The sequence below is a fragment of the Streptococcus sp. 1559 genome, assembly GCF_013276735.1.
Lineage (GTDB): Bacteria > Bacillota > Bacilli > Lactobacillales > Streptococcaceae > Streptococcus > Streptococcus pseudopneumoniae.
On sequence record NZ_VMLO01000019.1, the window covers coordinates 1 to 13,612 of the forward strand.

General features: G+C 40.0%; 11 protein-coding genes. All 11 read left to right on the forward strand.

Features of this window, described 5'->3' with window-relative positions; all coding sequences use genetic code 11:
* Positions 1-137: 137 nt before the first annotated feature.
* On the forward strand, positions 138-983 hold the full coding sequence (locus HT688_RS03475; RefSeq protein ID WP_078374283.1) for a LicD family protein: 846 nt from the start codon (positions 138-140) through the stop codon (positions 981-983).
* Positions 973-2,076, forward strand: coding sequence for a glycosyltransferase (locus HT688_RS03480; RefSeq protein ID WP_078800192.1), 1,104 nt, complete (start codon positions 973-975; stop codon positions 2,074-2,076). Before HT688_RS03475 ends, HT688_RS03480 begins: the two co-directional genes overlap by 11 nt.
* A 1-nt stretch (position 2,077) precedes the next feature.
* Positions 2,078-3,064, forward strand: a complete 987-nt coding sequence (locus tag HT688_RS03485; protein WP_050207661.1) for a glycosyltransferase family 2 protein — start codon at positions 2,078-2,080, stop codon at positions 3,062-3,064.
* 15 nt (positions 3,065-3,079) lie between these two features.
* On the forward strand, positions 3,080-4,549 hold the full coding sequence (locus HT688_RS03490) for an O-antigen polysaccharide polymerase Wzy family protein (RefSeq protein WP_050207662.1): 1,470 nt from the start codon (positions 3,080-3,082) through the stop codon (positions 4,547-4,549).
* Positions 4,542-5,576, forward strand: coding sequence for a teichoic acid biosynthesis protein TarQ (gene tarQ / locus HT688_RS03495; RefSeq protein ID WP_000461506.1), 1,035 nt, complete (start codon positions 4,542-4,544; stop codon positions 5,574-5,576). The genes HT688_RS03490 and tarQ overlap by 8 nt, the downstream gene beginning before the upstream one ends.
* Before the next feature lie 201 nt (positions 5,577-5,777).
* Positions 5,778-6,515, forward strand: coding sequence for an adaptor protein MecA (gene mecA, locus HT688_RS03500; protein WP_000782675.1), 738 nt, complete (start codon positions 5,778-5,780; stop codon positions 6,513-6,515).
* 152 nt (positions 6,516-6,667) lie between these two features.
* Positions 6,668-7,954, forward strand: coding sequence for a homoserine dehydrogenase (locus HT688_RS03505; RefSeq protein ID WP_172923569.1), 1,287 nt, complete (start codon positions 6,668-6,670; stop codon positions 7,952-7,954).
* A 1-nt stretch (position 7,955) separates the two neighbouring features.
* On the forward strand, positions 7,956-8,825 hold the full coding sequence (thrB, locus tag HT688_RS03510; protein WP_050207664.1) for a homoserine kinase: 870 nt from the start codon (positions 7,956-7,958) through the stop codon (positions 8,823-8,825).
* 204 nt (positions 8,826-9,029) lie between these two features.
* Positions 9,030-9,968, forward strand: coding sequence for a peptide-methionine (R)-S-oxide reductase MsrB (gene msrB / locus HT688_RS03515; RefSeq protein ID WP_000818203.1), 939 nt, complete (start codon positions 9,030-9,032; stop codon positions 9,966-9,968).
* A gap of 57 nt (positions 9,969-10,025) precedes the next feature.
* Positions 10,026-11,750, forward strand: a complete 1,725-nt coding sequence (locus HT688_RS03520; RefSeq protein ID WP_172923570.1) for an ABC transporter ATP-binding protein — start codon at positions 10,026-10,028, stop codon at positions 11,748-11,750.
* 1 nt (position 11,751) lies between these two features.
* Positions 11,752-13,500: an ABC transporter ATP-binding protein gene (locus HT688_RS03525; protein WP_172923571.1), complete on the forward strand. Its 1,749-nt coding sequence runs from the start codon at positions 11,752-11,754 to the stop codon at positions 13,498-13,500.
* Positions 13,501-13,612: the final 112 nt, after the last annotated feature.

A 13,612-nucleotide genomic window follows, 5' to 3' on the forward strand; every position in this document is an offset into this window, starting at 1 on the left:
ATTTTCGAAGAGTATAAGACAGAAAAATCAAAGTTTGATAGCTATTTGGATAGCAGTCAGGCTTTGATTTTTTACAGTCTGCAATAGATTTTCACCCCTTGTTTGTGGTATAATGAAACGATACGATAGAAAGAATAATGAACAATATGACTGATTTAAAAGCAATTCAGGCTCGTAGTCTGGAGATGGCTGAATATTTTGTGGCCTTTTGTAAAGAACATGATTTGCTCTGTTATCTCTGTGGCGGAGGCGCTATTGGTACCCTTCGAAACAAGGGATTTATTCCTTGGGACGACGACCTAGACTTTTTTATGCCTCGTAAAGATTATGAGAAATTAGCAGAATTATGGCCTCGTTATGCAGATGAACGTTATTTCTTGTCAAAGAGTTACAAGGATTTTGTTGATCGTAATCTTTTTATTACCATTCGTGACAAGGAAACCACCTGTATCAAGCCTTATCAGCAGGATTTGGATTTGCCACATGGTCTGGCCTTGGATGTTTTGCCTTTGGATTATTATCCGAAAGATCCAGCTGAGCGGAAAAAACAGGTTCGTTGGGCCTTGATTTATTCACTCTTTTGTGCGCAAACTATTCCAGAAAAGCATGGTGCTCTCATGAAATGGGGAAGTCGCATTTTACTGGGTTTGACTCCAAAATCTCTCCGTTATCGCATCTGGAAAAAAGCTGAGAAAGAAATGACTAAGTATGATTTGGCTGAGAGCGATGGAATCACGGAACTATGCTCAGGTCCTGGCTACATGAGAAACAAGTACCTAATCGAATCTTTTGAAGATAATCTTTTCTTGCCATTTGAAGGAACAGAGATGCCTATTCCAGTTGGCTATGATGCTTATCTCAGCACTGCTTTTGGAGATTATATGACGCCTCCGCCAGCAGACAAGCAGCTACCGCATCATGATGCTGTCATCGCTGATATGGATAAGTCTTATACAGAATACAAGGGAGAATATGGTGGCTAAGAAAAAAATCTTATTTTTTATGTGGTCTTTTTCTCTCGGAGGCGGTGCAGAAAAGATTCTGTCTACCATTGTTTCAAATCTGGATCCAGAAAAGTATGATATTGATATTCTTGAAATGGAGCACTTTGACAAGGGATACGAATCTGTTCCCAAGCATGTAGGCATTTTAAAATCTCTTCAAGATTATCGCCAAGCTAGATGGTTACGAGCTTTTTTGTGGAGAATGAGAATTTATTTTCCAAGGCTGACTCGTCGCTTGCTTGTAAAAGATGACTATGATGTTGAAGTTTCCTTTACCATTATGAATCCACCACTGTTGTTCTCTAAAAGAAAAGAAGTCAAGAAAATCTCTTGGATTCATGGAAGTATCGAAGAATTTCTTAAGGATAGCTCCAAAAGAGAATCACATAGACGCCAGTTGGATGCTGCGAATACCATTGTAGGAATTTCAAAAAAGACCAGCAATTCTATCAAGGAAGTCTATCCAGATTATGCTTCTAAATTACAGACAGTCTACAATGGATATGATTTTAAGACTATTTTAGAAAAATCTCAAGAGAAGATCGATATCGAGATTGCTCCTCAAAGTATCTGTACCATCGGACGGATTGAGGAAAATAAGGGTTCTGACCGTGTGGTGGAAGTGATACGGTTATTGCACCAAGAGGGGAAAAACTATCATCTCTATTTTATCGGGGCTGGTGATATGGAAGAGGAACTGAAAAAACGAGTTAAAGAGTATGAGCTTGAAGACTATGTGCATTTCCTTGGTTATCAAAAAAATCCATACCAGTATTTGTCTCAGATGAAGATCCTCTTGTCTATGTCTAAACAAGAAGGTTTTCCTGGTGTTTATGTGGAATCCTTGAGCCTTGGAATCCCTTTTGTCTCTACGGATGTCGGAGGGGCTGAGGAATTATCCCAAGAAGGACGATTTGGACAAATCATTGAGAGCAATCAAGAGGCAGCTAAGGCAATTACGAACTACATGACCTCTACCTCAAACTTCGATGTCAATGAGGCTAGCCAATTCATTCAACAATTTACAATTGCCAAACAAATCGAACAAGTAGAAAAACTATTAGAGGAGTAGCATGGAAACTGCATTAATTAGTGTCATTGTGCCAGTCTATAATGTGGCGCAGTACCTAGAAAAATCGATAGCTTCCATTCAGAAGCAGACTTATCAAAATCTGGAAATCATTCTTGTTGATGATGGAGCAACGGATGAAAGTGGTCGCTTGTGTGATTCAATCGCTGAACTAGATGATAGGGTGTCAGTGCTTCATAAAAAGAATGAAGGTTTGTCACAAGCACGAAATGATGGAATGAAGCAGGCTCACGGAGATTATCTGATTTTTATTGACTCAGATGATTATATCCATCCAGAAATGATTCAGAGCTTATATGAGCAATTAATTCAAGAAGATGCGGATGTTTCAAGCTGTGGTGTCATGAATGTCTATGCTAATGATGAAAGTCCACAGTCAGCCAATCAGGATGATTATTTTGTCTGTGATTCCCAAACATTTCTGAGGGAATACCTCATAGGTGAAAAAATACCTGGAACAATCTGCAATAAGCTAATCAAGAGAGAGATTGCAACTGCCCTATCCTTTCCAAAGGGATTGATTTATGAAGATGCTTATTATCATTTTGATTTAATCAAGTTGGCTAAAAAGTACGTTGTTAATACCAAACCCTATTATTACTATTTCCATAGAGGGGATAGTATTACAACTAAACCCTATGCAGAGAAGGATTTAGCCTATATTGATATCTACCAAAAGTTTTACAATGAAGTTGTGAAAAACTATTCTGACTTGAAAGAGGTTGCTTTTTTCAGATTGGCCTATGCTAACTTCTTTATTCTGGATAAGATGTTGCTAGATGATCAGTATAAACAGTTTGAAGCCTATTCTCAGATTCATCGTTTTTTAAAAGGCCATGCCCTTGCTATTTCTAGGAATCCAATTTTCCGTAAGGGGAGAAGAATTAGTGCTTTGGCTCTATTCATAAATATTTCCTTATATCGATTCTTATTACTAAAAAATATTGAAAAATCTAAAAAATTACATTAGAACGGGGGTGAGCAAGTGATTGATGGAAAACGATTGTTATTTAGTTTGACCATAGTCAGCTATGCTTTGACGCTAGTAAGTGGAATTGTATATCTGTTTAATAATAACAATGTTAGCTTGCTTTCTACTTTATTGTTCTTACTGGTTAGTAGCTTAATTGCCTGCTGGAATAACATCAAGTATTACTTAATCCATTTTATTTTCTATTTAACCATTTTTGTATTTCTGGTATCAAGACCGACCATTGATTATTTTAGGGATGGTGCTTTGGATACCTATCATCCAATAGCCTATCGTTTTGCCTTTATAGTTGTCATGGTTTCGATTCTGGGCTTGACCATAGGAGGCATTCTGGCTCGTTACTTCATAGCTAGGAAGAAAATAAAAGTAGCAAATATAGGAAATTCTCTAAAAGAGGTTTATATCAAGCGGTTACGCTTTGTATCACTAGGAGTTTTTCTTCTAACCTATCCTTTCTATTTCATTCGGTTATTCGAACGGCTCCTGTATCGCTTGCAGACTTCCTACTATGCCTACTATGCAAACTTTGAAAGTAAACTGCCCTATTTTACCTATATCTTATCAACATTTACGGTCTATGCAATGTGTATGTATTTGGCAACCAAGCCAAAGAAATTGCAGGCAACAGCAGTGCTTGTCTCCTTTATTGCAGCTAATACTATTCATTTGGCAATTGGGACACGAAATCCCTTTATTTTAAGTATTTTATTTGCTTTTGTTTATTACTTTATGCGAGAGCAAACTGAAAAAGGAAAATGGATTGGGTTTAAAGAAAAGTTAGCGATTTTTGTAGGTTCTCCTATTCTCATGTTAGCAATGGGAGTGCTCAATTATGTACGGGATAATGTCCAGGTTTCCCATACAGGTTTCTGGGATATCTTGCTTGACTTTATCTATAAACAAGGAACCAGTTTTGGCGTTCTGGCTCGAGGTTTTCTATTTAACAGTAGCCTCCCTTACCGAGATTTCCGTAATTTTACATTTGGTCCTGTCCTTGATTATTTTGCAAGGGGAAGCTTGGGGGCTATTTTCGGAGGAAAAGCCTTTGAACATACAACCAATAGTGTGGAGCTAGCTATTGATAGTAATAGTTATGCCCACAATTTGTCCTATCTTGTTTTGAACAAGGAATATTTAAAAGGACATGGTATCGGAAGTAGTTATATCATGGAGTTGTATACAGACTATGGTATGATAGGAGTCTTTCTACTTAGTCTCTTACTCGGTATGCTATTTATAGCCATGCTGCAAGTAGCCTATCGTTCAAGAACAATCCTATTTGCCTTGTCTTTACTCATCTTGAATAATCTATTCTTTATGCCTAGAAGTAGCTTTTCAGAAAGTTTCTTCAATTTATTTACAATGCAATTCTGGGGAATTGTTCTTGTGATTATATTTGTAGCAAAAATGCTTACAAAAGAGAACCAGTATCTACTAAACAAAGGAGAAAAAAATCATGTTTGAACATTATTCAGTAGCTGATTTATTTGCAAATCTTTACAAAAAACGAAAAGCAAATATTTTAGCTCTCATCGCTTTATTTGCTCTCATTGCTGTACCATTTACAATTAAAGCAGTTAGGAATAAAAACACTGTCAAAGATACAACAAGTTATTCAACTTATCTTAGCTATAAAATCACTCCTCCAGAAGACTCAGCTAAAACAATTTTGAATCATCAAATTGGTGGTTATAGTGATTTTTATGGGAAATTGATTGATGGGAATTTGAATGGAGCTTATCTTTTCAATGATGTAGAACCCAGTGAGTTGAAAAAAATTGCCAGTGAATTAGACACGACAGAAACAACCTTGAAAAATTCAACGAATGATTATTGGTGGAAAAAATTGACCGTCTACTATATGATTGACGATGCAGGGGTTGGTGTGAAAATTTTGACATCAAGTAAAGATGCTAATGATTTGTTAGAGCGAAAAATTGATGGATTGATTGAGAAATTTAAACACACTTTTGCAAATGTAAAAATTGAAAAATTGGAAACCATCAACTCTAAAGAATTGAATGCAAATGGTGAGACAGCACTTGGATTGAATGTGAAAAACTTGATTCTCCGTTTAGCTGTTATTGGAGTAGTTTGTGTGATTTTGGTTGTGATGGGGAATGTATTGATTTATCTCTTTAATCCAACAATCAATAGAGCAGGTGATTTTTCTCAGTATCAAATTGATTTTGTAACAGAGATTACAACAATTGCTAACCTAGCAGATGTCTTGTCATACAAAAATGCTGGACAAGAATTAACAATCGTTAGCTCAAATAAAGCTATCCTAGATAAATTGAAACAGAGTCAAGAGGCTTTAAAAGGAATGCATTTTGTAGATTTACAGGATGTATCATCTCTTTTGGAAAGAGATACAGTCCTTCTTGTTGAAGAGTACGGAGTGACTCGTTATAAGAAATTTGAACAAAGTCTTCAAATTCTTAGAAACTTAAATCGTTCTATCCTCGGTGTAGCAACCTTTAAACTATAAGCTTTCTGATGTATTAGGTCTTCAAAGTCGAACAAGAAGTTTGATTTTGAAGGCTTTTTCTATCTGTCTGCAGAAATTTTCTCTTGGAGTCTCCTATAGAAAGACCCTAGGGAAAATCTATCCGTATAGAGGAGCCTTCTTTTGATAAAATCGTAAAAATCTAGTATAATAGATAGAACTGAAAGTATGAGGTTACTAGCAATGAAAATGAAACAAATTAGTGATACAACTTTGAAAATCACGATGTCTTTAGAGGATTTGATGGATCGTGGCATGGAGATTGCTGACTTTCTTGTCCCTCAAGAAAAAACAGAAGAGTTTTTTTATGCTATCTTGGATGAGTTAGAGATGCCTGATAGCTTTCTAGATACAGGTATGTTGAGCTTCCGTGTGACTCCAAAACCTGATAAGGTTGATGTCTTTGTAACCAAATCAAAGATTGACCAAAATCTAGATTTTGAAGATTTATCGGATTTACCAGATATGGAAGAATTGGCTCAAATGTCGCCAGATGAGTTTATTAAAACCTTAGAAAAGAGCATCGCAGACAAAACTAAGGATGATATCGAAGCGATTCAATCTTTAGAGCAAGTCGAAGCCAAGGAAGAAGAGCAGGAGCAGGCTGAACAAGAAGCTGAGAGTAAGAAAGAACCTTACATCTACTACATCCTTTCTTTTGCTAAGTTGGCTGACTTGGTGGCTTTTGCTAAGACAGTGACTTTTGAGATGGAAACTTCTGAACTCTACAAGATGAATGAGCGCTATTATTTGACCATTTTAGTGGATATTGAAAATCATCCAAGTCCATATCCAGCTTGGCTGTTGGCCCGTATGCGCGAGTTTGCGGACGATAGTGACATCAGTCGTTCAGTCTTGCAGGAGTATGGCCAAGTCTTGATGAATCACGATGCAGTGACCAATCTGCAAAAGATTGGATAATCACTTCTGGAAAATTATTTCTAGATTTTAGGAAGAGCGAATCATCAGATTCGTTTTTTTCTTTTCTAGACTGAAATAGTGATTTACTATGATAGGAATTTTCACAAAATTCTGTTATAATGGCTATATTAGAAAATTTCGAGGAGATAAAGATGACAGTTAAAATTGCTTTACTAGGATTTGGTACCGTTGCAAGTGGTGTGCCTTTCCTCCTAAAGGAAAATGGAGAAAAAATCAATCAATCAGCACATTCAGAGATTGAAGTTGCTAAGGTATTGGTCAAGGATGAAGATGAAAAGAATCGCTTACTTGCAGCAGGGAATGACTTTAACTTTGTAACCAATGTGGATGATATTTTATCAGATCAAGACATTACAATCGTAGTGGAATTGATGGGGCGTATCGAACCTGCTAAAACCTTTATCACTCGTGCCTTGGAAGCTGGAAAACACGTTGTTACTGCTAACAAGGACCTTTTGGCTGTCCATGGCGCAGAATTGCTAGAAATCGCTCAAGCTAACAAGGTAGCACTTTACTACGAAGCAGCAGTTGCTGGTGGGATTCCAATTCTTCGTACTTTAGCAAATTCCTTGGCTTCTGATAAAATTACGCGCGTGCTTGGAGTAGTCAACGGAACTTCCAACTTCATGGTGACCAAGATGGTGGAAGAAGGCTGGTCTTACGATGATGCTCTTGCGGAAGCACAACGTCTAGGATTTGCAGAAAGCGATCCGACGAATGACGTAGATGGGATTGATGCAGCCTACAAGATGGTTATTTTGAGCCAATTTGCCTTTGGCATGAAGATTGCCTTTGATGATGTAGCCCACAAGGGAATCCGCAATATCACACCAGAAGACGTAGCTGTAGCTCAAGAGCTTGGTTACGTAGTGAAATTGGTTGGTTCTATTGAGGAAACTTCTTCAGGTATTGCTGCAGAAGTGACTCCAACCTTCCTACCTAAAGCGCACCCACTTGCTAGTGTGAATGGCGTAATGAACGCTGTCTTTGTAGAATCTATCGGTATTGGTGAGTCTATGTACTACGGACCAGGTGCGGGTCAAAAACCAACTGCAACAAGTGTTGTAGCTGATATTGTCCGTATCGTTCGTCGTTTGAATGATGGTACTATTGGCAAAGACTTCAACGAATATAGCCGTGACTTGGTCTTGGCAAATCCTGAAGATGTCAAAGCAAACTACTATTTCTCAATCTTGGCTCCAGACTCAAAAGGTCAGGTCTTGAAGTTGGCTGAAATCTTCAATGCTCAAGATATTTCCTTTAAGCAAATCCTTCAAGATGTCAAAGAGGGTGACAAGGCGCGTGTCGTTATCATCACACACAAGATTAATAAAGCCCAGCTTGAAAATGTCTCAGCTGAATTGAAGAAGGTTTCAGAATTCGACCTCTTGAATACCTTCAAGGTGCTAGGAGAATAAGATGAAGATTATTGTACCTGCAACCAGTGCCAATATCGGGCCAGGTTTTGACTCGGTCGGTGTAGCTGTAACCAAGTATCTTCAAATTGAGGTCTGCGAAGAAGGAGATGAGTGGTTGATTGAACACCAGATTGGCAAATGGATTCCACATGATGAGCGTAATCTCTTGCTCAAAATCGCTTTGCAAATTGTACCAGATTTGAAACCTAGACGCTTGAAAATGACCAGTGATGTTCCCTTGGCGCGTGGTTTGGGTTCTTCCAGCTCAGTTATTGTGGCTGGGATTGAACTAGCCAACCAATTGGGGCAACTCGACTTGTCTGATCATGAAAAATTGCAGTTAGCGACCAAGATTGAAGGACACCCTGATAATGTGGCTCCAGCCATTTATGGTAATCTCGTTATTGCAAGTTCTGTTGAAGGGCAAGTCTCTGCTATCGTAGCAGACTTTCCAGAGTGTGATTTTCTAGCTTACATTCCAAACTATGAATTACGTACTCGCGACAGCCGTAGTGTCTTGCCTAAAAAATTGTCTTATAAGGAAGCTGTTGCTGCAAGTTCTATCGCCAATGTAGCGGTTGCTGCCTTGTTGGCAGGAGACATGGTGACCGCTGGGCAAGCAATCGAGGGAGACCTCTTCCATGAGCGCTATCGTCAGGACTTGGTAAGAGAATTTGCGATGATTAAGCAAGTGACCAAAGAAAATGGGGCCTATGCAACCTACCTTTCTGGTGCTGGGCCGACAGTTATGGTTCTGGCTTCTCATGACAAGATGCCAAGGATTAAGGCAGAATTGGAAAAGCAACCTTTCAAAGGAAAACTGCATGACTTGAGAGTTGATACCCAAGGTGTCCGTGTAGAAGCAAAATAAAGAATAGAAGATAGGATGGGGAAACTCTTGACCAGAGGGTTTCATATCCTTTTTGTGAAAAGAAGTTTATACTCAATGAAAATNNTGGATAGAACTGACGAAGTTAGCTCAAAATACTGTTTTGAGGTTGCAGATGTGAGCTGACGTGGTTTGAAGAGATTTTCGAAGAGTATTAGTTAAAAACGTGATAAAGGAGAAATAAAGATGGCAGAAATTTATCTAGCAGGTGGTTGTTTTTGGGGCCTAGAGGAATATTTTTCACGCATTTCTGGAGTGCTAGAAACCAGTGTTGGCTACGCTAATGGTCAAGTCGAAACGACCAATTACCAGTTGATCAAGGAAACAGACCATGCAGAAACGGTCCAAGTGATTTACGATGAGAAGGAAGTGTCACTCAGAGAGATTTTACTTTATTATTTCCGAGTTATCGATCCTCTATCTATCAATCAACAAGGGAATGACCGTGGTCGCCAATATCGAACTGGGATTTATTATCAGGATGAAGCAGATTTGCCAGCTATCTACACAGTGGTACAGGAGCAGGAACGCATGCTGGGTCGAAAGATTGCAGTAGAAGTGGAGCAATTACGCCACTACATTCTGGCTGAAGACTACCACCAAGATTATCTCAGGAAGAATCCTTCAGGTTACTGTCATATCGATGTGACCGATGCTGATAAGCCATTGATTGATGCAGCAAACTATGAAAAGCCTAGTCAAGAGGTGTTGAAGGCCAGTCTATCTGAAGAGTCTTATCGTGTCACACAAGAAGCTGCTACAGAGGCTCCATTTACCAATGCCTATGACCAAACCTTTGAAGAGGGGATTTATGTAGATATTACGACGGGTGAGCCACTCTTTTTTGCCAAGGATAAGTTTGCTTCAGGTTGTGGTTGGCCAAGTTTTAGCCGTCCGATTTCCAAAGAGTTGATTCATTATTACAAGGATCTGAGCCATGGAATGGAGCGAATTGAAGTTCGTTCTCGTTCAGGCAGCGCTCACTTGGGTCATGTTTTCACAGATGGACCGCGGGAGTTAGGCGGCCTCCGTTACTGTATCAATTCTGCTTCTTTACGCTTTGTGGCCAAGGATGAGATGGAAAAAGCAGGATATGGCTATCTATTGCCTTACTTAAACAAATAAAACAGAGAGTGGGGCTTCCCACTTTCTTCATTTCTAGAATATGAATAGAAGGGATTTATGAAACACCTATTATCTTACTTCAAACCCTACATCAAGGAATCAATTTTAGCCCCCTTGTTCAAGCTGTTAGAAGCTGTTTTTGAGCTCTTGGTTCCCATGGTGATTGCTGGGATTGTTGACCAATCTTTACCTCAGGGAGATCAAGGTCATCTCTGGATGCAGATTGGCCTGCTCCTTATCTTTGCAGTAATTGGCGTTTTAGTGGCCTTGATAGCTCAATTTTACTCAGCAAAGGCAGCAGTAGGCTTTGCTAAGGAATTGACAAACGATCTTTATCGTCATATTCTTTCCTTGTCCAAGGACAGCAGAGACCGTCTGACAACTTCTAGTTTGGTCACTCGCTTGACTTCGGATACCTACCAGATTCAGACTGGTATCAATCAATTCCTGCGTCTCTTTTTGCGAGCGCCCATTATCGTTTTTGGTGCCATTTTTATGGCTTATCGAATCTCAGCTGAGTTGACTTTCTGGTTCTTAGTCATGGTTGCCATTTTGACCATTGTCATTGTAGGGTTATCTCGATTGGTCAATCCTCTCTACAGTAGTCTCAGAAAGAAAACGGACCAACTGGTTCAGGAAACGCGCCAGCAATTGCAAGGGATGCGGGTTATTCGTGCTTTTGGTCAAGAAAAACGAGAGTTACAGATTTTTCAAACCCTTAACCAAGTTTATGCTAGATTACAAGAAAAGACAGGTTTCTGGTCTAGTTTATTAACACCTCTGACCTATCTGATTGTCAATGGAACTCTTCTCGTTATTATCTGGCAAGGCTATATTTCAATTCAAGGAGGAGTGCTCAGTCAAGGTGCTCTCATTGCTCTTATCAATTACCTCTTACAGATTTTGGTGGAATTGGTCAAGCTAGCCATGCTGATCAATTCCCTCAACCAGTCCTACATCTCAGCTAAGCGAATCGAGGAAGTTTTTGCTGAGGCTCCAGAAGATATTCATTCAGAATTAGAACAAAAGCAAGCTAGCAGTGATCAGGTTTTACAAGTTCAAGAACTGACCTTTACCTATCCTGATGCGGCCCAGCCTTCTCTGAGAGACATTTCCTTTAATATGAAGCAAGGGCAAATCCTTGGTATCATCGGAGGAACTGGTTCTGGTAAATCAAGCTTGGTGCAAGTCTTACTTGGACTTTATCCAGCAGACAAGGGGAGTATAGACCTTTATCGAAATGGACGTAGTCCTCTTAATTTGGAGCAGTGGCGGTCTTGGATTGCCTATGTGCCCCAAAAAGTCGAACTCTTTAAGGGAACCATTCGTTCTAACTTGACTCTAGGTTTACATCAAGAAGTATCTGACCAGGAACTCTGGCAGGCCTTGGAGATTGCGCAAGCTAAGGATTTTGTTAGTGAAAAGGAAGGGCTCTTGGATGCCACTGTTGAGGCAGGAGGTCGAAATTTCTCAGGTGGACAAAAACAAAGGCTGTCTATTGCTCGCGCAGTCTTGCACCAAGCTCCATTTCTCATCCTAGATGATGCGACCTCGGCCCTCGACACCATTACCGAGTCTAAGCTCTTGAAAGCTATCCGAGAAAATTTGCTAAATACGAGCTTAATCTTGATCTCTCAACGAACCTCGACTTTACAGATGGCTGACCAGATTCTCCTCTTAGAAAAAGGAGAGCTCCTAGCTATCGGCAAGCACGAGAACTTGATGAAATCTAGTCAAGTTTATCGCGAAATCAATGCATCCCAACATGGAAAGGAGGACTAGCATGAGACGACAAACTGCAAACCAGACGCTCACACGCTTGGCAAAAGATTTAGCAAGCAATCCCTTCCTCCTTTTCCTAGCCTTTCTAGGAACTATTACCCAGGTTGGCTTATCAATCTACCTACCTATCTTGATTGGGCAGGTCATCGACCAAGTCCTAGTGGCTGGTTCTTCACCAGTTTTTTGGCAGATTTTTCTCCAGATGATCTTGGTAGTTATAGGAAATACTCTGGTACAATGGGCCAATCCTCTTCTTTATAATCGCCTAATCTTCTCTTATACCAGAGACTTGCGAGAGCGAATCATCTATAAGCTCCATCGTTTACCGATTGCTTTTGTGGAGCGGCAAGGAAGTGGAGAGATGGTCAGTCGGGTAACCACGGACATCGAACAGTTAGCAGCTGGCTTGACCATGATTTTTAACCAATTTTTCATTGGTGTCTTGATGATTTTGGTTAGCATTCTAGCCATGCTGCAAATTCACCTCCTCATGACTCTCTTAGTCTTGCTGTTGACGCCACTTTCCATGGTGGTTTCACGCTTTATTGCCAAACGCTCCTATCATCTCTTCCAGAAGCAAACAGAGACAAGGGGAATTCAGACTCAGTTGATTGAAGAATCGCTTAGCCAGCAGACTATTATTCAATCTTTTAATGCTCAGGTAGAGTTTATCAAAAGACTGTGTGAGGCTAATGACAACTACGCAGGCTATTCGCAGTCGGCCATCTTTTATTCTTCAACGGTCAATCCTTCGACTCGCTTTGTCAATGCGCTCATTTATGCGATTCTAGCTGGAGTAGGAGCTTATCGTATCATGATGGGGTCAACCTTGACCATTGGGCGTTTAGTGACTTTTTTGAACTATGTCCAACAGTATACCAAGCCCTTTAACGATATTTCTTCAGTGCTAGCTGAGTTGCAAAGTGCTCTGGCTTGCGCAGAGCGCGTCTATGCTGTCTTAGAAAGTCCTGAGGTTGCTGAAACAGGCAAGGAAGTCTTGACCAGTGACCAAGTTAAGGGAGCTATTTCCTTTAAACATGTCTCTTTTGGTTACCATCCTGAAAAGATTTTGATTAAGGATTTATCTATTGATATTCCAGCTGGTAGCAAGGTAGCCATCGTTGGTCCGACAGGTGCAGGAAAATCAACCCTTATCAATCTTCTTATGCGTTTCTATCCTATTAACTCAGGAGATATCTTGCTGGATGGGCAATCCATTTATGATTATACCCTAGTATCATTGAGACAGCAGTTTGGCATGGTGCTCCAAGAAACCTGGCTCAAGCAAGGAACCATTCATGACAATATTGCTTTTGGAAATCCTGAAGCCAGTCGGGAGCAGGTGATTGCTGCTGCCAAAGCAGCCAATGCAGATTTTTTCATCCAACAGTTGCCACAGGGATACGATACCAAGTTAGAAAATGCAGGAGAATCTCTCTCTGTCGGTCAGACCCAGCTCTTGACTATAGCGCGAGTCTTTTTGGATATTCCAAAGATTCTTATCTTAGACGAGGCAACTTCCTCCATCGATACACGGACAGAAGTGCTAGTACAGGATGCCTTTGCAAAACTCATGAAGGGGCGCACAAGCTTTATCATCGCCCACCGTTTGTCAACCATTCAGGATGCGGATTTGATTCTTGTCTTGGTAGATGGCGACATCGTGGAGCATGGCAATCATCAGGATCTCATGGCTAGAAAGGGTAAGTATTACCAAATGCAGCAAGCAGCAGCTTTTAGCTCTGAATAAGCCATTCTCTTTTGAAAGTTTATGGACGAAAAAAGTTGCCTTCGGGTGACTTTTTTGTTACAATAGCTAGAAAAATTGTTCACTGTAATACTTAATGAAAATCAAAGAGCAA